This window comes from Streptomyces sp. CB02056 (genome assembly GCF_001905545.1).
Lineage (GTDB): Bacteria > Actinomycetota > Actinomycetes > Streptomycetales > Streptomycetaceae > Kitasatospora.
Map to the genome: position 1 here is coordinate 12,115 of NZ_LIPD01000001.1, position 21,531 is coordinate 33,645.

General features: G+C 74.8%; 17 protein-coding genes and 1 pseudogene. 14 read left to right on the forward strand and 4 right to left on the reverse strand.

Annotated features, from left to right (window positions below):
- The first annotated feature begins 86 nt into the window (after positions 1 to 86).
- From AMK13_RS00055 to AMK13_RS00065, 3 genes are all read left to right on the forward strand, one after another.
- The gene (locus AMK13_RS00055; RefSeq protein ID WP_074000662.1) at positions 87 to 2,729 is read left to right on the forward strand and encodes a collagenase; all 2,643 of its coding nucleotides are present in this window, start codon (positions 87 to 89) and stop codon (positions 2,727 to 2,729) included.
- Between the two features lie 214 nt (positions 2,730 to 2,943).
- On the forward strand, positions 2,944 to 3,180 hold the full coding sequence (locus AMK13_RS00060) for a toxin-antitoxin system HicB family antitoxin (protein ID WP_049659744.1): 237 nt from the start codon (positions 2,944 to 2,946) through the stop codon (positions 3,178 to 3,180).
- Complete coding sequence (locus AMK13_RS00065) at positions 3,177 to 3,605, forward strand: fic family toxin-antitoxin system, toxin component (RefSeq protein ID WP_074000663.1); 429 nt, start codon at positions 3,177 to 3,179, stop codon at positions 3,603 to 3,605. Before AMK13_RS00060 ends, AMK13_RS00065 begins: the two co-directional genes overlap by 4 nt.
- A gap of 137 nt (positions 3,606 to 3,742) precedes the next feature.
- On the opposite strand, the gene AMK13_RS00070 is transcribed toward AMK13_RS00065, so the two are convergent.
- Positions 3,743 to 4,618 (reverse strand): GNAT family N-acetyltransferase, encoded by an 876-nt coding sequence (locus tag AMK13_RS00070; RefSeq protein ID WP_074000664.1) that lies wholly within the window; start codon positions 4,616 to 4,618, stop codon positions 3,743 to 3,745.
- A 227-nt stretch (positions 4,619 to 4,845) separates the two neighbouring features.
- Here AMK13_RS00070 and AMK13_RS00075 point away from each other — a divergent pair, with 227 nt between their 5' ends.
- The 6 genes and pseudogenes from AMK13_RS00075 (at position 4,846) to AMK13_RS00100 (ending at position 10,455) form a co-directional block, all read left to right on the forward strand.
- On the forward strand, positions 4,846 to 5,751 hold the full coding sequence (locus tag AMK13_RS00075) for an ATP-grasp domain-containing protein (protein WP_049659122.1): 906 nt from the start codon (positions 4,846 to 4,848) through the stop codon (positions 5,749 to 5,751).
- The gene (locus AMK13_RS00080) at positions 5,748 to 6,569 is read left to right on the forward strand and encodes an ATP-grasp domain-containing protein (RefSeq protein WP_074000665.1); all 822 of its coding nucleotides are present in this window, start codon (positions 5,748 to 5,750) and stop codon (positions 6,567 to 6,569) included. The genes AMK13_RS00075 and AMK13_RS00080 overlap by 4 nt, the downstream gene beginning before the upstream one ends.
- Positions 6,570 to 6,670: 101 nt before the next feature.
- Entirely contained in the window at positions 6,671 to 7,510 is an 840-nt protein-coding gene (locus AMK13_RS00085) for a putative RNA methyltransferase (RefSeq protein WP_074000666.1), read from the forward strand.
- Positions 7,511 to 7,655: 145 nt separating this feature from the next.
- The gene (locus AMK13_RS00090; RefSeq protein ID WP_074000667.1) at positions 7,656 to 9,077 is read left to right on the forward strand and encodes an AAA family ATPase; all 1,422 of its coding nucleotides are present in this window, start codon (positions 7,656 to 7,658) and stop codon (positions 9,075 to 9,077) included.
- Between the two features lie 32 nt (positions 9,078 to 9,109).
- Positions 9,110 to 9,415 (forward strand): annotated as a pseudogene (locus AMK13_RS00095) (nucleotide pyrophosphohydrolase); the annotation flags it as partial.
- Positions 9,416 to 9,735: 320 nt separating this feature from the next.
- Positions 9,736 to 10,455: a DUF6099 family protein gene (locus tag AMK13_RS00100; protein ID WP_074000668.1), complete on the forward strand. Its 720-nt coding sequence runs from the start codon at positions 9,736 to 9,738 to the stop codon at positions 10,453 to 10,455.
- Here AMK13_RS00100 and AMK13_RS43260 read toward each other — a convergent pair.
- Entirely contained in the window at positions 10,392 to 10,637 is a 246-nt protein-coding gene (locus tag AMK13_RS43260) for a hypothetical protein (protein WP_049648983.1), read from the reverse strand. The genes AMK13_RS00100 and AMK13_RS43260 overlap by 64 nt on opposite strands.
- Positions 10,638 to 11,137: 500 nt before the next feature.
- On the opposite strand from AMK13_RS43260, the gene helR reads away from it, so the two are divergent.
- Both helR and AMK13_RS00115 read left to right on the forward strand, forming a co-directional pair.
- Positions 11,138 to 13,294 (forward strand): RNA polymerase recycling motor ATPase HelR, encoded by a 2,157-nt coding sequence (gene helR, locus AMK13_RS00110; protein ID WP_074000669.1) that lies wholly within the window; start codon positions 11,138 to 11,140, stop codon positions 13,292 to 13,294.
- Positions 13,295 to 13,436: 142 nt separating this feature from the next.
- On the forward strand, positions 13,437 to 13,736 hold the full coding sequence (locus tag AMK13_RS00115) for a DUF6087 family protein (RefSeq protein WP_063780004.1): 300 nt from the start codon (positions 13,437 to 13,439) through the stop codon (positions 13,734 to 13,736).
- 167 nt (positions 13,737 to 13,903) lie between these two features.
- Here the strand turns inward: AMK13_RS00115 and dapD are convergent, their stop codons facing one another.
- Positions 13,904 to 14,908, reverse strand: coding sequence for a 2,3,4,5-tetrahydropyridine-2,6-dicarboxylate N-succinyltransferase (gene dapD, locus AMK13_RS00120; protein ID WP_049648981.1), 1,005 nt, complete (start codon positions 14,906 to 14,908; stop codon positions 13,904 to 13,906).
- Positions 14,909 to 15,049: 141 nt separating this feature from the next.
- On the opposite strand from dapD, the gene AMK13_RS00125 reads away from it, so the two are divergent.
- From AMK13_RS00125 to argF, 3 genes are all read left to right on the forward strand, one after another.
- The gene (locus AMK13_RS00125; RefSeq protein WP_074000670.1) at positions 15,050 to 16,642 is read left to right on the forward strand and encodes a 3' terminal RNA ribose 2'-O-methyltransferase Hen1; all 1,593 of its coding nucleotides are present in this window, start codon (positions 15,050 to 15,052) and stop codon (positions 16,640 to 16,642) included.
- Entirely contained in the window at positions 16,639 to 19,335 is a 2,697-nt protein-coding gene (locus AMK13_RS00130; RefSeq protein ID WP_074000671.1) for a polynucleotide kinase-phosphatase, read from the forward strand. Before AMK13_RS00125 ends, AMK13_RS00130 begins: the two co-directional genes overlap by 4 nt.
- A gap of 181 nt (positions 19,336 to 19,516) precedes the next feature.
- Complete coding sequence (gene argF / locus AMK13_RS00135; RefSeq protein WP_049648979.1) at positions 19,517 to 20,518, forward strand: ornithine carbamoyltransferase; 1,002 nt, start codon at positions 19,517 to 19,519, stop codon at positions 20,516 to 20,518.
- A 68-nt stretch (positions 20,519 to 20,586) separates the two neighbouring features.
- Here argF and AMK13_RS00140 read toward each other — a convergent pair whose 3' ends face one another.
- Complete coding sequence (locus AMK13_RS00140; protein ID WP_074000672.1) at positions 20,587 to 21,120, reverse strand: hypothetical protein; 534 nt, start codon at positions 21,118 to 21,120, stop codon at positions 20,587 to 20,589.
- Between the last annotated feature and the right edge of the window lie 411 nt (positions 21,121 to 21,531).

A 21,531-nucleotide genomic window follows, 5' to 3' on the forward strand; every position in this document is an offset into this window, starting at 1 on the left:
TTCCGTCGCTGGCAGGATCATGACGCGTTCCCCCAACGTCTCGGCAGTCCTCCCAGCGCCTCCCCCACAGGAGAAGGACCCCACCAGTGCGCCCACGGATACCCCTCCCCACCCTGCTGGCCGGCCTCGTGGCCGGCTGCTGCGCCGCCGCCACGCTGCTGCCGGCCACGGCGTCAGCCGCCTCCGCCGCCTCGGCCGCCTCCGGTGCTTCCGCCGCTCCCGCCCGGCCCGCGGCCGGTGCTCCGACGGCCGACCCGGGCTCCGTCCAGCCGAAGCCGCTCGGCGCCTTCCTCACCGTCGACCCGGCCGCCCAGGCCCGTGCCGCCGAGGACCTCGCCCCCGTCGCCAAGCCGCTGCCCCCGGCGCTGCTCGGCCAGGTCGTGATGGGCCAGCCGGCCGACACCGTCGTGCAGACCGCGCCGCGCCCGGCCGAGCCGAAGGCGCCCCCGGCCAAGCCGGCCCTCGCCGCCCGCGGCGCCGCCGGAGCGGCCGCCGCGCAGAGCTGCACCCCGGCCGACTTCGGCAGCCGCAGCGGCGCCGACCTGGTCTCCTTCATCGAGGGCTCGACCACGGACTGCGTCAACACGCTGTTCAACGTCACCGGCACCGACGCGGGCGGCATCTTCAAGGAATCGAAGATGCTCACCGTCGCCGACGCCTTCCGGACCATGGCGGCCGGCTACACCGGCGACAACTCGACCGCCATCCTGCAGCTCGTGCTCTTCCAGCGGGCCGGCTGGTTCGTGCAGTCGAACAACGCGGACGCGGTGGGCCCGTACGGCGCGGCCCTGACCAGCGGCTCCAAGGCCGCCCTCGACGCGTTCTTCGCCGCCCCGCACCGCACCGACGTCAGCGACGCCAACGGCGCCGTGCTCAACGAGGTGCTGGTGCTCACCGACAGCGCCAACCTCCAGGGCAGCTACCTGGGCGTCTACAAGCAGGTGCTGACGGCGTACGACAACTCGTACAACGCCTTCCCGAAGATGCTCAAGGCGGTCAACGCGGTGCTCTCCGCGCCGCTGTGGCGGGGCAACTGGAACCCCGACTTCGTCAGCGCGGTCGGCGCCGACCCGAGCATCGGCGCCACCCTCGGCGACTTCGCGCTGAACCACAAGGACCTGCTCGGCACGGCCAACGCCTACCTGGACGTCAACGCGGGCAACGACCTCGGCCGGATGGCCGGCGACGGCCCGGTGGTCGAGGCTGCGGTCAAGGGCAAGGTCAAGGCGGTCCTCGACGGCGCGCAGATCACCGGCGCCACCGGCCCGCTGTACGTCCACACCGCCTACCAGGCCAACAGCTTCGACCCCGGCCAGTGCTCGTACTACGGCATCTGCGACCTGCCGGCGAAGCTGACCGCCGCGGTGCTGCCGAACCAGCTGGTGTGCGACAACCGCACCATCCAGACCGAGGTCCTGTCGCCCGCCGACCTGGCCGCGGTCTGCGCCAGCCTGCGCGGCGAGGACACCTTCTTCCACAAGCTGGTGAAGGACAACGGTCCGATCCCCGGTCAGTACGACAAGGAGCTCACCCTCGCGGTCTTCGCCAACCAGGCGGACTACCTGACCTACTCCTGGGCGATCTTCAACAACTCCACCGACAACGGCGGACAGACCGTCATGGACCCGACCGACCCGAACAACCGGGCCGTGTGCGTGATGTACCAGAAGTCGTGGAACGACGGCTTCACCGCCAACGTGTGGAACCTCAACCACGAGTACACCCACTACCTGGACAACATCTACGACCTCAAGGGCAACTTCTCCACCGAGATCTCCGTCCCGGACATCTGGTGGATCGAGGGCGTCGCCGAGTACGAGTCCTACGCCTACCGCGGCACCACCGACACCCAGGCGATGGCCGAGGCCGCCAAGCACACCTACAAGCTGAGCACCCTCTTCCAGAACACGTACGGCAACTCGGACACCGTGCGCACCTACCCGTGGGGCTACCTGGCCGTCCGGTACATGTTCGAGAAGCACCCGGCGGACATCGACGCCATGCTCGCCCACTTCCGCACCGGCGACTACCAGGGCGGCTACGCGGTCTACAACGGCATCGGCACTCGCTACGACGCCGACTTCGACGCCTGGCTCGACACCTGCGCCGGCGGCGCCTGCCTCGCGGCCGGCCCGACCGCGCTGTTCGGCCAGTCGGTCTCCGGCGCGACCGTCACGCTGACCGACAAGTCCGTCCAGACCGGCGCCGGCCGGCTCACCGCCTGGCACTGGACCTTCGGCGACGGCAGCTCCTCCGACCAGCAGAACCCGACCCACACCTACGCGGCCGCCGGCACCTACACCGTCGCGCTGACCGTCACCGACGACACCGGCAGGACCGCCAGCACCCCGGCCTCCGTCGCCGTGACCACGGGCGGCGGCGGTGGCCCGACCACCCCGCCGGCCTGCACCGACCCGCGCACCGACGCGCTCGGCAAGAACTGCTCGCGCGCCAACCTGTCGGCCACCGCCGGCAACCTGGACTACCTGTACGTCTACCTGCCGGCCGGCACCAGCACCCTGAAGATCACCACCTCCGGGGGCACCGGCACCGCGTACCTGTACTACAGCGACAGCACCTGGGCCTCGCCGAGCGCCTACACCGCCGCCTCCACCAACGCGGGCACCACCCAGAGCATCACGGTGACCAACCCGACGGCGGGCTACCGCTACGTGAGCCTCTACGCGAAGAGCGACTTCAGCGGGGTGACCGTCAGTACCCAGTTCTGATCCGCCCCCTTCCGGCGCGGGCCGGGTCCGTGGCAGCCAGCCGCGGGCCCGGCCGTCCGGCGTTCCGGCGCCTCGGCGGCGGCCCGTCCGGCGTTCCGGTGGCTGCCGTCCGGCGCCACGGTGACGGCCGGGTTGCGCGGGGGCGTGCGGCAGGTGTGCGGGCGGTGTGCGCACGCCCTTGTTGTGCTAGCACTTGAGCGCTAGCTTGAACGGCATGGGTAAGAAGCAGCTGAACGTGCGGGTCGACGCCACGACCGCCGAGATGGCCCGGGAACGGGCGGAGCAGCAGGGGATCTCCATGAACCAGTACATCGAGCGCCTGGTCCAACAGGACATGGGCGAGTCAGGGCGGGCCTTCGTGGACGCGGCCGCGCAGTTCATGAAGGAGTACGAGTCGGCCTTCCTCGCCGAGTTCGGGGAGCCCGGCGACCTCCAGGACGTGCGCCGTTGAAGCTGGAGGTCGACCTCTCGTGGCTGCTCATGACCGCCGAGCAGTACACGCCCGGTGATCCGCAGGTCACCGACTACGGCTCGCTGCTCGCGGCGGTCACCCGCCACCAGGCCGAGATATTCGACATCTCGGTCTACCCCGAACCACAGGACCGCGCCGCCGCGCTGATGCACCAGCTGATCCGGGTGCCGGCACTGGAGAAGACCAACGAACTCTTCGCGACCGCCGTCGCCTACGCCTACCTCGTCGCCAGCGGCTGCACCGTCGCCACCACCGCCCGCGAGGTGCGCAGCCTCTCCCGGGCCATCCGCGAGGGGCGGCTCGGGGTGTCGGGCGTCGCCGAGCGGCTCGCGGCCTGGGTGGTGGACGAGGCGGAGGGGGAGGAGGTCAGCGGGGCGGACGACGAGGACGAGGACGACGACTGACCGGCGCCGTCCCCGGTCCTGTTCCCGTTCCTTCCGGAGCCTTCCGGGCCGGGGCCGGTGGGCGGCCCGTTACGCGGGGGGCTCCTGCCGGGCGGAGGTTTCCTGCCGCGTGGCAGGCGCCTGCCGGGCGGGGGCTCCTACTGGGCGGCGGGCTCCTGCTGGGCGGCGGGCTCCGCGATCAGGGCCGTCGCGAAGGTGCGGAAGCCGGCCCGGCGGTAGATCCGGGCGACGTCCTCGTCGGCGGCGGACAGGAACACCGTCCGCACCCCGTTCGCCCGGGCGTGCTCGACCAGGGCCGCGGTGACCGCCAGGCCCAGCCCGCGACGGCGCGCGGACGGGAGCGTGCCCACCCCGGCCACCTCGGTGACCGGGCCCACCGGGTTGTGCTGGCCCGCGCACAGGACCGTGCCGTCCTCGACGGCCGCGGCCAGCACGGTGGTGCCGGTGGCGATCCGCCGGGCGATCCGCTCCGCCGTGCCGTCGGCCGCCAACGTCGCCGCGCGCTCGGCGAGTTCGGCCGCGCCGGCCGGGCCGACGGCGGTGCCCGGCTCGGCGAAGGCCAGGTGCGGGACGGCGACGGCGGCCGCCAGCTCCGGGGCGTCCGGTGCCAGCACCCGGACCTCCACCCGTTCCGGCAGCTCGGGCGCCGGGGCCGCCTCGTCCTGCGGGCCCAGCACCAGCAGCGGGTGCTCGTGCACCGTCAGGCCCGCAGCCTCGACCGCCGCGCGCAGCTCCGGGTTCTGCTCGGCCACCCACTCGAAGGCCTCCGGCGCGCCCGCCTCCCGCTGCCGCTCCAGCACCCGGCGGACGTCCTCGGCGGTGGCGGCGGGGCCGGTGTGGCCGAGGGTCGGGCGGGCGTAGTAGGGCCAGCCGGCCCCGTCGCGGAGGAACAGGGTCAGCGGCCCGAAGTCCTCGGTGCGGGCGGCGCTGCGGGGCACGGCGTCGTAGTAGCGCTCGATCTCGTCGAGCAGGGGGCGGTCGTGGGCATGATCATCAGGGGTCACGGCGTGCATCCAAGCAGGGGCGGGGGAGGGGCGCCACCGGTTTGTCGGGGCGGGCCGCGGCTCCTCCGGGCTCGGCGCCGCCCGCGCGTCGCCGTTCCGGGGGCCGATTGTTGCCGAACGCTTACCCGCCCGCAGCGATCTTGTGCGGCCGCGGCGTGCATGCTGAAGCCTTTACAGCTCTGCCGAGGGGGACGGCGGACGTCTGCACGAGGCGAGGCAAGGGGGAAGACAGGCCGATGAGGCTCTGCTTTCTGGTGGAGGAACACTACCGGCACGACGGCATGCCGCTCGACGTGGCACGCCAACTCACCGCGTGGGGGCACCGGGTGGACGTGCTGCGCCCCGGGGACTCGCTGCTGGCGATCTCCGAGGAGGTCCGGGCCGGCAGCCACGACGCCTGGGTGCTCAAGACCGTGTCCGGCGGCCCCGGGCTGACCCTGCTGGAGTCGGCCGCTGCCGTCGGCCTCACCACGGTGAACGACGTGCGCTCGATCCGGGGGGTCCGGGACAAGGCGCTCGCCGCGGTCATCGGCCGCACCCGCGGCCTGCCCGTCCCGGTGACGTACGCGGCCGCGCGCTGGGAGCGGCTGGCGGAGATCCCGGCCGCCGAGTACCCGCTGGTGGTCAAGCCCGCCGACGGCAGCTCCGGGCGCGCCGTGCGGCTGGTGCGCAGCCCCGAGCAGCTGCTGGAGGTGGGTCCGGAACTGGCGGGGGAGGGGCTGCTGATCGCGCAGCCGTACGTACCCAACTCCGGGACCGACCTCAAGGTGTACTGCGTCGACGGCGAGCTCTTCGCGACGGAACGTTCCTCCCCGCTGCACCCCGGGCAGGGCGTGCGCGAGCGGCAGGTGCCGCTGCCGGGGAGCGTCGCGCGGATCGTGGCGCAGGTCGGCGAGGTGTTCGGGCTGGACCTGTACGGGGTGGACGTGCTGCTGGGGCCGGACGGGCCGGTGGTGGTGGACGTCAACGACTTCCCGAGCTTCCGGCAGGTGCCGGACGCGGTGGCCCGGGTCGCCCGGGCGGTGCTGCGGCTCGCGCGCAGCGGCACGGCCGTGTCGCTGCCCGCCGGGCCCGCCGAACTGGTGCCGGCGGGCGGCGACCCGTACGGCCAACGGGGCTTCGGTGAGGGGGAGTTGCTGTGAAGGTCGGGCTGATCACCGGCGACCCGGGGCACCCGGTGCTGGCGGCCGCCGCCGAACTGCTGGTGCGCCGGGGGCACGAGGTCGCGGCCGTCCCGCCCGCGGGGCCCGTGGCCGGGCTCGCGGACGTCTACCTGCTCAAGGCCCGTACGCCGCAGGCACTGGCGCTGGCGGGGGAGTTGGAGCGGCGGGGCGCGCCGGTGGTCAACTCGGCGGCGGCCACCGGGCTGTGCCAGGACCGGGTGCGGATGGCCGAGCTCGCCCGCGCCGCCGGGCTGCCCTTCGCGGCCACCGACGCGGTCGGCCTGCTGGGTGAACTCGCCGACCCGGCCTACCCGTTCGTGGTCAAGAGCCGGCACAGCAGGCGGCACGACCTGGTCGCCCGGGTGGACGGGCCGGCCCGGCTGCGCGAACTCGCCGAGCGCTGGCCCGGGGAGCCGGTCGTCACCCAGCCGTTCGTCCCGGGGACCGGCTGGGACCAGAAGCTGTGGGTCGTCGACGGACAGGTGTTCGCGGCCCGGCGGCAGTCCGAACTCGCCACCGGCACGGGGAAGTCGGGGCGGGCGGAGGACTGGGAGCCGTCCGCCGGGCGGGCGGCGCTCGCGCTGCGCGTGGGCGAGGTGTTCGGGCTCGACGTGTACGGGGTCGACCTGCTCGACGGGCCCGCCGAGCCGGTCATCGTGGACGTCAACGCCTTCCCGGGGGTCCGGGGCCGGGCCGGCGCGCCGGAGGCGCTCGTGGCGCTGGCGCTGCGGGTCGGGGCGGAGCGGGGGCGGGGGCGCTCGCTCGCGGGGCTCGGGCTCGGGAGGGACGCGGGGTAGAGCCGACCCGGGCCGATGGCCTGGGGCGTCCGGCCCGCCGGGGTCGTTAGGCTGGCTGGCGCCCCGACCGGCCGGGGCGTACGGCGAGAGAAGACGAAACCTTGCTCCAGGACATCGAGCGCTACCTGGCCTGCCCGCACTGCGCGCAGGCCCTCACCCGGCACGACCGCAGCCTGCGCTGCCCGGCCGGGCACAGCTTCGACCTCGCCAAGCAGGGCTACGTCAGCCTCCTCGCCGGCGACGCCCACACCGGCACCGGGGACACCGCCGAGATGGTCGCGGCCCGCGCGGACTTCCTCGCCGCCGGGCACTACCGGCCGATCGCCGAGGCGCTGGCGGAGGCCGCCGCCGCCGCCGTCGCCGGTGCCTCCGACGGCCTGGTCGCCGACCTCGGCGCCGGCACCGGCCACTACCTGGCGCACGTCCTGGACGCCCTGCCCGGTACGGTCGGCGCGGCCCTGGACATCTCCAAGTTCGCGCTGCGCCGGGCCGCCAAGGCGCACCCCCGGATCGGCGCCGTGGTGTGCGACGCCTGGCGCCCGCTGCCGCTGCGGGACGCCTCGGCCGAGCTGATGCTCAACGTCTTCGCACCGCGCAACGGGCCGGAGATCCGCCGGGTGCTGCGCCCCGGCGGCACCCTGCTGCTGGTCTCGCCGACCGCCCGCCACCTGCGTGAACTCGTCGGCGCGCTGGGGCTGTTGTCGGTGGACGAGGAGAAGCAGCGGCGGATCGACGAGAAGCTCGGGCCGTACCTGGAGCCCGCCGGGCGGCGCGAGGTCGAGTTCACCCTGCGGCTCGGCCCGCAGGACGTGCGCACCGTCGTCGGCATGGGGCCGAGCGCCTGGCACACCGACCCGGAACGGCTCGCCGCCGCGCTCGCGGAACTGCCGGAGCCGGTCGAGGTGACGGCCTCGGTGACGGTGGCCGCGTACCGGCGCTGAGCCCCACGTTGGGATGAATCTGCCGCGCAGGCACGTTTCTGCCGGTCGGCCTGCGGCTAACGTCCGACAGGTGAACCGCGACGCCACCGTGCCCGCAGGGCCGTCCCACCTCCGACCGGGCGCCCCGGGGCCCGACCGGCCGCCCGTGCCGCGACCCACCGTCGAGGAGCTCCGACTCACCTCGTTCAAGTCCTACCGGCGCGCGGTGCTGCCGCTCGCGCCCCTCACCGTGCTGCACGGGCCCGCCGGCGTCGGCAAGTCCAACGCCCTCGACGCGTTGGCCGTGCTGTCCCGGCTCGCCCTCGGCGAGGAGATCGCCGACTCGCTGGACGGACTGCCCGAGCGCACCGGCCCGCTCGCCGCACCCGTCCGCGGCGGCCTCGACGGGTGCGTCCCGCACGGGCGGCACGCGATCAACCTCGGCTGCACCGTCCGCTCGCCGCACGGCCTGATCCGGCTCGACGTGGTGGTCCGCACCGACGGCCCGGTCCGGATCGCCCGGGAGTCGCTCACCCTCGACGGCCGGACCCTGATGGACACCGGCGAGCAGGACGTCCGCAACCGGCGGGTCAACGTCTGCTGGCACAACGACACCCGCCAGGGCGACATCCGGGCACCGTTCCCCAGCGGCACGATGATCACCGCACAGCTGCCGCTGCGGGTCGCGGGCTCCTCGGCCGGGGAGTGCCTCGTCCTCGCCGCCACCGAGGACCTGCTCACCGCGCTGCGCGAGGTCTTCCCGCTGCACCCCGTCCCCGCGCTGATGCGAGGCTGGGCCCGGGCCGACCCACAGGCCCGGCTGCGCAGCAACGCCGCCAACATCTCCGCCGTCGTCGCCCGGCTGAGCAACGAGTGCCCGCGCCGGTACGGGCAGCTGCTGCGCGCCGTGCAGGCCGCCGCTCCGCACCCGCTGCTCGGGCTCACCCTGGCCGAGCGCGAGAGCGCGGGCGTCAAGCGGGTCCTCGCCGTCTTCGACGAGGGCGTCCTCGGACGCACCGGGGCCGACCAGGCCTCCGACGGCATGCTGCGCCACCTCGCCTTCGCCGCGGTGCTGCTGACCGGGGCCGGGGTGCTCGACCTCGACGTGGCCGCCGAGGTGCCCTGGGCGCACCGGCAGCTCACCGTGCTGGCCGAGGACCTGGGGGCGGGGCTCTCCGCCGAGCAGACCGGCACGCTGCTGCGGCTGGCGCGGGAGATGGCGGAGCGCAGCCAGCTGCGGGTGGTCGCGGCCCTGCAGGAGCCGGCGGCGGCGCGGGAGGTGCTGGGTTGCGGGCCCGGGGGCGGGGTGGTGCTGGTCGAGTGCCGGCGGGACCCGGACTCGGGGTTCACGGTGCTGCGGCCGGAGACGGCGCGGGTGCCGCTCCAGGGCGGGCGCGGGGAGGCGGCCGGGGGCGCGGCTGGTGCGGTGGACGGGGAGGCGGCCGGGGAAGCGGTCGGCTTGGAGGCGGAAGCGGGCGGGGGCGGGTCGGAGGAGCCGGCGGGGGCGGCCGGATTCGCGGGGGGCGGCGGGGTGTCCTCGGTGGGCGGTGGGGCGGCGGGCCGGGATGCGGTAGACCTGGAGGGGTGAGCGAACGAGTGACGGGGCCGGCAGAGCCCACGGTGGATGTCCTGCGGCGGCGGTTGGTGGACTTCGCGTCGGCCCGGCGGTGGGAGCCCTTCCACACCCCGAAGAACCTGGCGGCGGCGCTGAGCGTGGAGGCGGGGGAGCTGCTGGAGATCTTCCAGTGGCTGACGCCTGAGCAGGCGGCCGCGGTGATGTCCGACCCGGAGCGCGCGCACCGGGTGCACGACGAGGTCGCGGACGTGCTGGCGTACCTGCTGCAGTTCTGCACGGCGGTCGGGGTGGATCCGCTGGAGGCCCTGGCGGCCAAGATCGAGCGGAACGAGCTCCGCTTCCCGGTGCCGACGGACGCGGGCGCCGCCGGCCAGGACGCGTCCGACGCCGACCAGGGGGCGGGCGGTGCCGACCCAGGGGCGGTCGAGGCCGCCGGGAGTGTGGCCCGCGCGCCCGAGAGGGCGACCTCCGTCAACCCGGACGTGGACGACCAACCCGTGTGAGGGACGAAAGTTATCCACAACCCCGGACTTGTCCACAGCTTCTGACAACGTGGATGCGCGCTCGCGCACTTCCTCGCACGCTTTCGCCGTGACCAGCCGTCACCACGCGGACCGCCCCTCCCGGCGGCCCGGGTCGACGGCGACAGCGAGCGGGAGGAGCGGTGGCCATGGAGGCGCTGCGACTGATCAAGACGGCCCGGTACGCCCTGGCCGAGGCCAGGCACGTACCGGACGTGCTGGCCGAGGCGCGGCAGGCCGCGCTGCTCACCGAGGCGGTGGGCGCCAGGCTGGCGGAGTCGGAGGACGAGGATCTCACCGGGCTGGGGCAGCAGCTGTCCGAGGCCGGGGCGCACGCGGCGGTCTGCCTGGACCGCTCCGTCGTCCGGGCCGCCCTGGTGAGCGGCGGCCGGGCCGCGCGGCTCACCGACCTGGGGGACTTGGCGCCGGCCCTGGGGGCGCTGGACGGGCTGCTCCAGGAGGTCGGCGAGACGCTGGTGGTGCTGGCCTGCGGGGCGGACACCGAGAGCCTCTACTGGACGTGCATCGACGGTGTGGACGCGGTCTCGGAGTGCAAGGACCTGACGGTACGGCTGCGTGCGGCGGCGCTCCGGGCCGGGGCGGCGGAGCCCGCCGCGCTCGGCGGTGCGGAGCGGGAACGCGAGCGGGCGGGTGGCGGGGCGCCGTTACTGGTGGTCCGGCTCGGCCCTCCGGGCGAGACCGGTCCGCCGGGCGGTGACGGTGGCGGTGCGGCGAGCGGCAGCCCGCCCTCCGGCGGCGGCCCGCCCGGTGCGGGCGGGCCGGCCGAGGAGGACCGGGTGGTCGGCTACCGGGCGCCCGGTGCGTCCGAGGCCTCGGACGCACCGGAGGTGTCCGTGCCGGTCGGATAGGCGGTGGAGTCGGCGCCCCCGGGGACGGAGCCCTGGAGTTCGGCGAGGTCCGCGCTGACGGAGGCGAGCAGTTCCTGCATCTGCTCCAGCAGGCTCTTGGGGGTGGCGGGTCCGGCCGAGGTGCCGTCGGCCGAGCCCGTCGGGCTGCTCGGGAACTGCGGCGTGGCAGATGGTTCGGACATTGCGGGACCTCTTCGGATCGGTGGTGCGGTGTAGGGCGGCCGACGGTGGCTCGGACCGCACGGCGGGAGGCGGCAGTGCCCGCTACCGGGGCACCCACCCCCGCCGTAGCACCCAACGAACCGGTCCGGATGCCGTCACCCGGACACCACCCGATGCGGTCCAACTCCGCTGTGCGGTAAGCCTCCCGGGTGAGCCGGGGTTGCCGTCGCGGCGCCGCCTCGGCTAGGCGCGGCGCGGCCCGGGGAGCCTGAGCGGCGCGGACGGTGCGGGTGGACCGGGCGGCGCGGAGCGGGGGCGTGAGCGGCGATGCGGAGCGCGGCGCGGTCGAGCGCGCCCGGAAAGGAGCCGGGGATGATTCGGAGACGAGCAGGAGACGAACCGGAGACTGGCCGGGGGAGAACCCACCCCTTGCCACTCTCAACGTATAGCGCATGGGGGGTCTTGCGGCAAGGCCCCCGTGGTGGCGCACAATCGCAGGCCTCAGATCGGAGCTGATGCCATGAACAGCCGCACCACCAGCGCGTTCGACCTGCCCGCCCGCCTCGTCGCCAAGGCCGACCCGGCGCTGATCGGTGAGGACGAGCGGCACTTCGCGGCCGTCGCGGAGAGCCTGGAGCAGTCGATCGCGGAGCTGTCCGACCGCCTCGACGCGCTGCGCCGCGCGCCGGGCGGCCTCGGCCGGGAGGCGATGGACCGGGACATCGAGGTGCACAAGCTGACCGGTCGGCTGCGCGCCCTGCGCCGCTTCGGCCTGGACCTGTGCCTCGGGCGGGTCGTCCACGCGGACGACCCGGAGCCGGTGTACATCGGGCGGCTCGGCCTCACCGACAGTGGGGGGCGCCGACTGCTGGTCGACTGGCGCTCGCCCGCGGCCGAGCCGTTCTTCGGGGCCACCCACGCCGACCCGATGGGCCTGGTGAGCCGGCGCCGGTACCGCTGGACCGGCGGCCGGATCGGCGACTACTGGGACGAGGTGTTCAGCGCCGAGGCCCTGGAGGGGCACGCCGCGCTGGACGACCAGTCCGCGTTCATCGCGAGCCTGGGCGGCAACCGGTCGGCCCGGATGCGGGACGTGCTGGCCACCATCCAGGCCGACCAGGACGCGATCATCCGGGCGGGGTCCCGGGGCGCCCTGGTGGTGGACGGCGGCCCGGGCACCGGGAAGACGGTCGTCGCGCTGCACCGCTCCGCGTACCTGCTCTACTCCGACCCCCGGCTCGGCCACCGGCGCGGCGGCGTGCTGTTCGTCGGCCCGCACCAGCCCTACCTGGCCTACGTCGCCGACGTCCTGCCCAGCCTCGGTGAGGAGGGGGTGCGCACCTGCACCGTGCGGGACCTCGTCGCCGAGGGGGCGAAGGCCGGGTCCGAGAGCGACCCCGAGACGGCCCGTCTGAAGTCCTCGGCCGACATGGTGGGGGCGATCGAGAAGGCCGTCCGGTTCTACGAGGAGCCGCCCGCCGAGGGGATGGAGGTCACCACCCACTGGGCCGACCTCTGGCTGAGCGCCGAGGACTGGTCCGACGCGTTCGACGCGCCGGACCCGGGCACCCCGCACAACGAGGCCCGCGAGCAGATCTGGGAGGAGCTGGCCACGATCCTGATGGACAAGCTGGACGAGGACGCGGGGGCCTCGCCCGAGCTGTTCGGCCGGTCGCTGCGGCAGGACCGGGAGCTGGCCGAGACGCTCAACCGGGCCTGGCCGCTGATCGACGCGGCCGACCTGGTCGGCGACCTCTGGTCGGTGCCCGCCTACCTGCGGATGTGCGCGCCCTGGCTCGCCCCCGAGGAGGTCCGCAGGCTCCAGCGCAAGGACGCGCCCCAGGCCTGGACGGTGTCCGACCTGCCGCTGCTGGACGCGGCCCGGCAGCGGCTCGGCGATCCGGAGGCGGACCGGCGCCGGCGCCGTCGGGAGGCCGCGGCCGCCGCCGAGCGCGCGCGGATGGCCGACGTCATCGGCGACCTGCTGCAGGCCGACGACGACGGCGAGGGCGCGGTGACGATGCTGCGCGGGCGCGACCTCCAGGACACCCTGGTCGACGAGACGGCCCTGCCCGGTGCCGACCCGGAGCCGCTCGCCGGGCCGTTCGCACACATCGTGGTGGACGAGGCCCAGGAGCTGACCGACGCGGAGTGGCAGATGCTGCTGCTGCGCTGCCCGTCCCGGAGCTTCACCATCGTCGGGGACCGGGCGCAGGCCAGGCACGGGTTCACGGAGTCCTGGCAGGAGCGGCTGGAGCGGATCGGGCTCGACCGGAGCACGGTGGCCTCGCTGAGCATCAACTACCGGACGCCGGAGGAGGTCATGGCCGAGGCCGAGCCCGCGATCCGGGCCGCGCTGCCGGACGCCAACGTGCCGACCTCCGTCCGCAGCAGCGGCATCCCGGTTGTGCACGGGTGGGTGGCGGAGCTGGACGCCGTCCTGGACGGCTGGCTCGCCGAGCACGCCGAGGGGGTCGCCTGTGTGATCGGCGCCCCCGGCTTCGAGGCGCGGCCGCGGGTCCGGTCGCTGACCCCGGAGCTGTCCAAGGGGCTGGAGTTCGACCTGGTCGTGCTGGTCGACCCGGAGGCGTTCGGCGGGGGTGTCGAGGGGGCGGTCGACCGCTACGTCGCGATGACCAGGGCCACCCAGCGGCTGGTGGTCCTCAGGAGCGTGTGAAGCGTCAAGCGTCGGAAGAGACGGCGAAGAGACGGCGAAGGGAGCGGGGTGCGGACGGAGGGAGCGGAGGGGCTGGAACGCGCGTCGCCCGGTCGGGTGACGCAGGTGTCGGGTGACGGCGTCGGGAGGCCAGACTGGGGCGATGGACGAGGAGGAACCGCTGGCGTCGTGGGCGGCCAGGCGGGAGCAACGGCTGCGGCCGGTCGGGCAGTTGCGGGTCGTACGGCTCACGGTCGGGCGGCAGCGGGGCGCCCATGTGCTGCCGGGCGAACCGAGGCTGATCGTGCGCTGGGACGGCTACCAGTGGCTGCCGGAGACGGTGGCCGAGGACTACGCCACCGCCCAGCGGATCCTGTACGGGGCCGAGGGCGCGGGAGCGCCGCGGCCCGGGCGCCAGGCGCGGCGGCCGGGGAAGGCACCGGGGCGCCACCGCAAGCCCTGAGGCCCGCGCGGGCCCGGGCCGCGACCCGGATGCCGGGCCGTAACGGGACCCCGGGCGGTAACCGGCCCCCGAGAAGTGACCGGCCCCCGAGAAGTGACCGGCCCCCGAGAAGCGGGCGGGGTCCGGCGCCACCCGGGCGCCGGACCCCAACGACCTCCGACCGAAGGTCAGTTGTGGGCGTGCAGGTCGGCGTTCAGGCCGCCCCAGGAGCCGGAGCGGGCGATGACCTCGACCGCGCCGCTCTGCGAGTTGCGACGGAACAGCAGGTTGTCCTGGCCGGACAGCTCGACGGCCTTGGCCACCGTGCCGTCCGGGGTGGTGACCCGGGTGCCGGCGGTCACGTACAGGCCGGCCTCGACCACGCAGTCGCTGCCGAGCGAGATGCCGATGCCCGCGTTGGCGCCGAGCAGGCAGCGCTCGCCGACCGAGACGACCTGCTTGCCGCCGCCGGACAGGGTGCCCATGATCGAGGCGCCGCCGCCGATGTCGCTGTGGTCGCCGACGACGACGCCCGCGCTGATCCGGCCCTCGACCATGGAGGTGCCCAGCGTGCCGGCGTTGAAGTTGACGAAGCCCTCGTGCATCACGGTGGTGCCGACGGCCAGGTGGGCGCCGAGCCGGACGCGGTCGGCGTGGGCGATGCGCACACCGGTCGGGGCGACGTAGTCGGTCATCCGCGGGAACTTGTCGATCCCGTAGACGGCCAGCTGGCCGCCCTGGGCGCGCACGGCGAGCCGGGCCTGCTCGACCTTGTCCACCGGGACGGGGCCGATGCTGGTCCAGGCGACGTTGGCCAGCAGGCCGAAGACGCCGTCCAGGTTCTGGCCGTGCGGCTTGACCAGGCGGTGGCTGAGCAGGTGCAGGCGCAGGTACACGTCGTGGGTGTCGAGCGGCTTCTCGTCCAGCGAGGCGATGGTGGTGCGCACGGCGACCACCTCGACGCCGCGGCGGGCGTCGACGCGCAGCGCCTCGGCCGCGCCGGCGCCGAGCTCGGCCTCGGCCTGCTCGGCGGTCAGACGGACGGTGCCGGCCGGGCCGGGCTCGGCGGCCAGCACGGGGGCGGGGAACCAGGTGTCGAGGACGGTGCCGTCGGCGGCGATGGTGGCCAGACCGGTGGCCACGGCGCCGTTCGCCGGGGAGGTGGATTCGAGCGAGGTGGATTCAGCAGTCACACCGTGCACGTTAACCAATGCGGGGCCCCGGTGCCGAACACGCCCACCGGGCGGACGCGCCCGGCGAACGCGCCGGTCGGCGGCCCGCGGGGCGGGAAAACCCGGTGCCCGGCGTTCGGGCGCTGGGCAATACTTCAGCGGGTGTTCATGTCGATCTCCACCACCGGCAGCGCCGAGGACCCGGCCACGGACCTCGGGTTCCTGCTGCACAAGCACCCCGACAAGGTCCAGCGGTTCACCACGTCGCACGGTGAGGCCCACGTCTTCTACCCCGAGGCGGGGGACGAGGTCTGCACGGCGGCGCTGCTGCTGGACGTCGACCCGATCGCGCTGGTCCGCAAGGGCCGGGGCGACGGCAGGGGGCGCGGCGGCTCGCCCGACTTCGCGCTCGCCCAGTACGTCAACGACCGCCCGTACGCCGCCTCCTCGCTGCTCGCGGTGGCGCTGCGGACGGTGTTCCGGTCCGCGATGAAGGGCGACTGCCCGGCCCGGCCCGAACTGCCCGGGCGGGCCCGCTCGCTGCGGATCGAGCTGCCCGCCGTGCCCGCGAACGGTGCGGGTGGTGCGGGCGGGGGCGGCGGCCCGGCCCTGGTGGTCCGGCTGTTCGAGCCGCTGGGCTGGCGGGTCGAGGCGACGGCGGTCCCGCTGGACGAGTCGTTCCCCGAGTGGGGCGAGTCCCGCTACGTCCGGATCGCGCTCTCCTCCGGGACGGTCCGGCTCGCCGACGCGCTCCAGCAGCTGTACGTGCTGCTGCCGGTGCTGGACGGCGCCAAGCACTACTGGGTCGCCCCGGACGAGGTGGACAAGCTGCTCGCGGCCGGTCAGGGCTGGCTGGCGGCCCACCCCGAGCGCGCCCTGATCACCCGCCGCTACCTGGCCCGGCGCTGGTCGCTGACCCGCGCCGCGATGGAGCGCCTGGAGCTGGCCCGGCTGGCGGAGGCCGACGACCGCGAGGTCGAGGAGATCGACAACGCGGTCGACGACCGGTCCGAGGAGGAGGTGCGGGACGAGCCGGAGCCCCGGCGGCCCTCGCTCGCCGAGCAGCGCCGCACCGCGATCCTCGCCGCGCTGCGCGAGACCGGTGCCGCCCGCGTCGCCGATCTCGGCTGCGGCCAGGGCGAGTTGATCGGAGAACTGCTCAAGGACGCCCGGTTCACCGGAATCCTCGGCGTGGACGTCTCCGCCCGGGCGCTGCGGTCGGCGGGGCGCAGGCTGGGCCTGGAGCGGATGCCGGAGCGTCAGGCGGCCCGGGTGACGCTGGCGCAGGGAGCGCTCACCTACACCGACGCCCGGCTCAAGGGCTTCGACGCGGCGGTGCTGTGCGAGGTGATCGAGCACCTGGACCTGCCGCGGCTGCCCGCGCTGGAGTACGCGGTGTTCGGCGCCGCCCGGCCGAGGGCGGTCGTGGTCACCACGCCGAACGCGGAGTACAACGTCCGCTGGGAGAGCCAGCCGGCGGGCGCCGTCCGGCACGCCGACCACCGCTTCGAGTGGTCCCGGGCCGAGTTCCGCGCCTGGGCCGGGAAGGTCGCGGCCGCGTACGGCTACACCGTGGAGCTGCGCCCGGTCGGCCCGGAGGACGAGGAGGTCGGCGCCCCGACCCAGCTGGCCCTGTTCACCACGACGCCGACGCCCGTGACCACCACGACCCCGGGATCCACCACGACCCCGGCACCCACCGCGACCACCGTGCCCATCACGACCGCGACGCCCGAAGGAGGCGAGCCCCGATGACCGATGACCCGACCGACACCCCCGGCGAGAGCCGGGACCAGGACCGCGCGGAGAGCACCGCCCCCCGCCGCCTCCCCGTCACCGACGTCTCCCTCGTCGTCCTGGTCGGCACCAGCGGCGCGGGCAAGTCCACCTTCGCCCGCCGCCACTTCCTGCCCACCCAGGTGGTCTCCTCCGACTTCTGCCGCGGCCTGGTCGCCGACGACGAGAACGACCAGTCCGCCTCCGCCGAGGCCTTCGACGTCCTGTACTACATCGTCGGCAAGCGCCTGGCGGCCGGCCGGCTGACCGTCGTGGACGCCACCAACGTCCAGCCCGAGGCCCGCCGCCGGCTGGTCGAGATCGCCCGCGAGCACGACGTGCTGCCGATCGCGATCGTCCTGGACGTCCCGCCGGGGGTGTGCGCCGAGCGCAACCGCTCCCGCCCGGACCGGCAGCTGCCGGCCCATGTGGTCCCCCGCCAGCACCGGGAGCTGCGCCGCTCCCTCCGGGGGCTGGAGCGCGAGGGCTTCCGCAAGGTGCACGTCCTGCGCGGCGAGGCCGAGGTGGCGGCCGCCGGGATCGAGCTGGAGAAGCGCTACAACGACCTGCGCCACCTCACCGGCCCGTTCGACATCGTCGGCGACATCCACGGCTGCCGCTCCGAGCTGGAGACCCTGCTGACCCGGCTCGGCTACACCCTGACCCGGGACGCCGGGGGCCGCCCGGTGGACGCCGCGCACCCGGCGGGCCGCACCGCCGTCTTCGTCGGCGACCTGGTCGACCGCGGCCCCGACACCCCGGGCGTGCTGCGCCTGGTGATGGGCATGGTGGCGGCCGGCCACGCGCTCTGCGTGCCGGGCAACCACGAGAACAAGCTCGGCCGGGCGATGGACGGCAAGAAGGTCAACGTCGCCTACGGCCTCCAGGAGTCGCTGGACCAGCTGGCGGGGGAGAGCGAGGAGTTCCGGGCCGAGGTCCGAGCGTTCATGCGCGGCCTGGTCAGCCACTACCTGCTGGACGGCGGCGCCCTGGTGGTCTGCCACGCAGGCCTGCCGGAGCGGTACCACGGCCGCAACTCCGGCCGGGTCCGCTCGCACGCGCTGTACGGGGAGACCACCGGCGAGACCGACGAGTACGGCCTGCCGGTGCGCTACCCGTGGGCGGAGGAGTACCGGGGCCGGGCGCTGGTGGTCTACGGCCACACCCCGGTGCCGGCCGCGAGCTTCGTCAACAACACCGTCTGCCTGGACACCGGCTGCGTCTTCGGCGGCAGCCTGACCGCGCTGCGCTATCCGGAGCGCGAGCTGGTGGGCGTCGAGGCCGAGCGCGAGTGGTACGCCCCGGTGCGCCCGCTGATCACCGACGCGCCGGGCGCCCGCGAGGGCCGTCCGCTGGACCTCGGCGACGTGGCCGGGCGCCGGACCGTCGAGACCGGGCTGCACGGGCGGGTGGCCGTCCGGGAGGAGAACGCGGCCGCCGCGCTGGAGGTGATGAGCCGCTTCGCGCTGGACCCGCGGCTGCTCGCCTACCTGCCGCCGACCATGGCACCGAGCGCCACGTCCCGCCGGGACGGCTACCTGGAGCACCCGGAGGAGGCCTTCCTCGGCTACCGGGCGGACGGCGTGCGGCACCTGGTCTGCGAGGAGAAGCACATGGGCTCGCGCGCGGTGCTGCTGGTGGCCCGGGACGGGGCCGCGCTGGAGCGCCGTTTCGGCGTGGCCGGCCCCGGCGCGATCTGGACCCGGACCGGCCGCGCCTTCCTCGCCGACGAGGAGTTGACCGGCGCCGTGCTCGACCGGGTCCGGGCGGCCGCCGAGCGCGCCGGGCTGTTCGAGGAGCTGGCCACCGACTGGCTGCTGCTGGATGCCGAGCTGATGCCCTGGTCGCTGAAGGCGGTGGAGCTGCTGCGCCGCCAGTACGCGGCGGTCGGCGCGGCGGCGGGCGCCGCCCTGCCGGAGGTGCTGTCCGCGCTGGAGCGGGCGGCCGGGCGCGGCCTGGACCTGGCCCGGCTGACCGACCGCCAGCGGCAGCGCGCGGCCGACGCGCGGGCGTTCACCGAGGCGTACCGGCGCTACTGCTGGCCGACCGAGGGCCTGTCGGGCATCCGGCTCGCGCCGTTCCAGCTGCTCGCGGCCGAGGGGGCGAACCTCGCGGTGCGCCCGCACGACGAACACCTGGCCTGGATCGACCGCCTGGCCGCCGCCGACGAGACCGACGGGATCGACGGGACCGACACCGCCGGCCCGGCCGAGGGGACCGGCACGGAGGACCCGGAGCGCCGCGAGGGGCCCCTGCTCCAGCGCACCCGCCGGATCCTGGTGGACACCGAGGACGAGGCCTCGATGGCCGCCGCCACCGCCTGGTGGGAGGAGCTGACCGAGGCGGGAGGCGAGGGCATGGTGGTCAAGCCGCTGGTCTCGCCGGTGCGCACGGCGCGCGGCAAGGGCCGGCCGGGCGGCCTGGTGCAGCCCGGGGTGAAGGTGCGCGGCCGGGAGTACCTGCGGATCGTCTACGGACCGGACTACACCGAGCACCTCGACCGGCTGCGCCTGCGCGCGCTGGGCCACAAGCGCTCGCTGGCGCTGCGCGAGTACGCGCTGGGCCTGGAGGCGCTGGACCGGCTGGCGGCGGGGGAGCCGCTGTGGCGGGTGCACGAGCCGGTCTTCGCGGTGCTCGCGCTGGAGTCGGAGCCGGTCGACCCGCGGCTGTGACGGAGGCGGAGGCGGAGGCGGAGGAGGGGAGCCCACGGAGCCCACGAGGAGGGGGCCCACGGAACCGACGGAGCCCCCGTGGGCTCCCCTCCTCCGCCCAGCCTCCGTATATAAATTCCGAGTATCGTATAGACTTGCCGCTTTCCGTAGTCCGTCAGTCCCGTCACCCCAGGAGCCCGGCATGGCCTTCAACCTCCGGAACAGGCACTTCCTCAAGGAGCTCGACTTCACGCCCCAGGAGTTCCGCTTCCTGGTGGACCTCGCCGCCACGCTCAAGGCGGCGAAGTACGCGGGCACCGAGCAGCCCCGGCTGCGCGGCAAGAACATCGCGCTGATCTTCGAGAAGACCTCCACCCGCACCCGCTGCGCCTTCGAGGTCGCCGCCCACGACCAGGGCGCCACCACCACCTACCTGGACCCGGCGGGCTCGCAGATCGGCCACAAGGAGTCCGTCAAGGACACCGCCCGGGTGCTCGGCCGGATGTTCGACGGCATCGAGTACCGCGGCCACGGCCAGGAGATCGTCGAGGAGCTGGCCGAGTTCGCCGGCGTCCCGGTCTGGAACGGCCTGACCGACGAGTGGCACCCCACCCAGATGCTGGCCGACGTGCTCACCGTCACCGAGCACACCGCCAAGCCGCTCCCGGAGGTCGCGCTCGCCTACCTCGGCGACGCCCGCTCCAACATGGGCAACTCGCTGCTGATCACCGGTGCCCTGCTCGGCATGGACATCCGGATCGTCGCCCCGCGCGCGCTCTGGCCGACCGAGGAGGTGCAGGAGTCGGCGAAGGCCCTGGCCGGGACGACCGGCGCCCGGATCACCCTGACCGAGGACGTGGCCGAGGGCGTGGCCGGCGCCGACTTCCTCTACACCGACGTCTGGGTCTCGATGGGCGAGCCCAAGGAGGTCTGGGCCGAGCGGATCGAGCTGCTCAAGCCGTACCAGGTCTCCATGGACACCGTCCGGGCCACCGGCAACCCGGACGTGAAGTTCCTGCACTGCCTGCCGGCCTTCCACGACCTCGGCACGGCGGTCGGGCGGCAGATGCACGAGGCGACCGGCATGACCGAGCTGGAGTGCACCGACGAGCTGTTCGAGTCGGCCCACTCCATCGTGTTCGACCAGGCCGAGAACCGGCTGCACACCATCAAGGCGGTGCTGGTCGCCACCCTCGGCTCCTGAGGCACCGGCTCCTGGGTGCCCGCTCATGAGTGCCCGCTCTTGGGCGCCCGCCCCGGCGGCCGCGCGGCTCAGCCGTCCAGCCTCACGCAGGCCACCCGGTCGCCCGCCGCGTGCGGGCCGGCCGGGGTGCCCGCGTGCAGCACCAGCGAGCGCGCCTCGCCCGGTCGCGGCTGCCAGCCCACCACGGTGGTGGCGCTGCCCCGGCCCCGCCCGTCGGTGCGCAGCGCCAGCCGCAGCTCGTTGCGCTCGTTGGCGTACGCCGGGTCGGTGGACGGCTGCACCGGGTCGACGTCGTCCTGGTAGTGCGGCCCCGAGGAGGCCGGGTCGGCCCCGCAGCGGCCGGTGTGCAGGTGTGCGGGGAACTCGTGGTCGGGGGCGAGTCCGGAGGCCTTCAGGGTGAGCACCGTCCGCCCGGGTGCCGAGCGGTCGGTGACGATCCGGACGTGGGCGCCGTACGGCACCAGGTCGCTCGCGTAGCTGATCGCCGCCGGGGGGACGAAGGCGGTGGCCGGGTCGAAGTCGGCCTCGACGACCGAGACCGGTGAGGCGGCGGGGGCGAGCAGGGCCAGCGGCAGCAGGGCGGCGGCGAGCGGAGCGGTCATCGGTCGGGCCTTCCGGGGGCGGGGCGACGGGTCCCCCTGCTAACGGCGCCCCGGCCCGGAGGACACCGCTCCGGGCTCCCGGGACCCCGGCACGTCAGGCGGACGGCCCGCGCCGGACCCCGACCGGACCCCGCACCGGACCCCGTGCGGGCGAGCCGCCACACCCGCCCGGGCCCGGGCGCGGGGGTGAACCGGGTCCGGACGCGAACCGGGCGCGAACAGAGGGGAAAGAGTGCGGACGGCCCCGCCAGCCGACGCCGCCCCCTCGCCGACCGGCGGTTCCGGTGGTGAGCTAGTGGTGGTGCCGCTGGCGGCGGCCGCCGTCGTGGCCGGTGCGGTCCGGCCGAAGAGGCCGGAGCGCGAGCGGTGCGGCCCGGACGATCGGTGTGCCGAGGCATGCACTATGGTTTA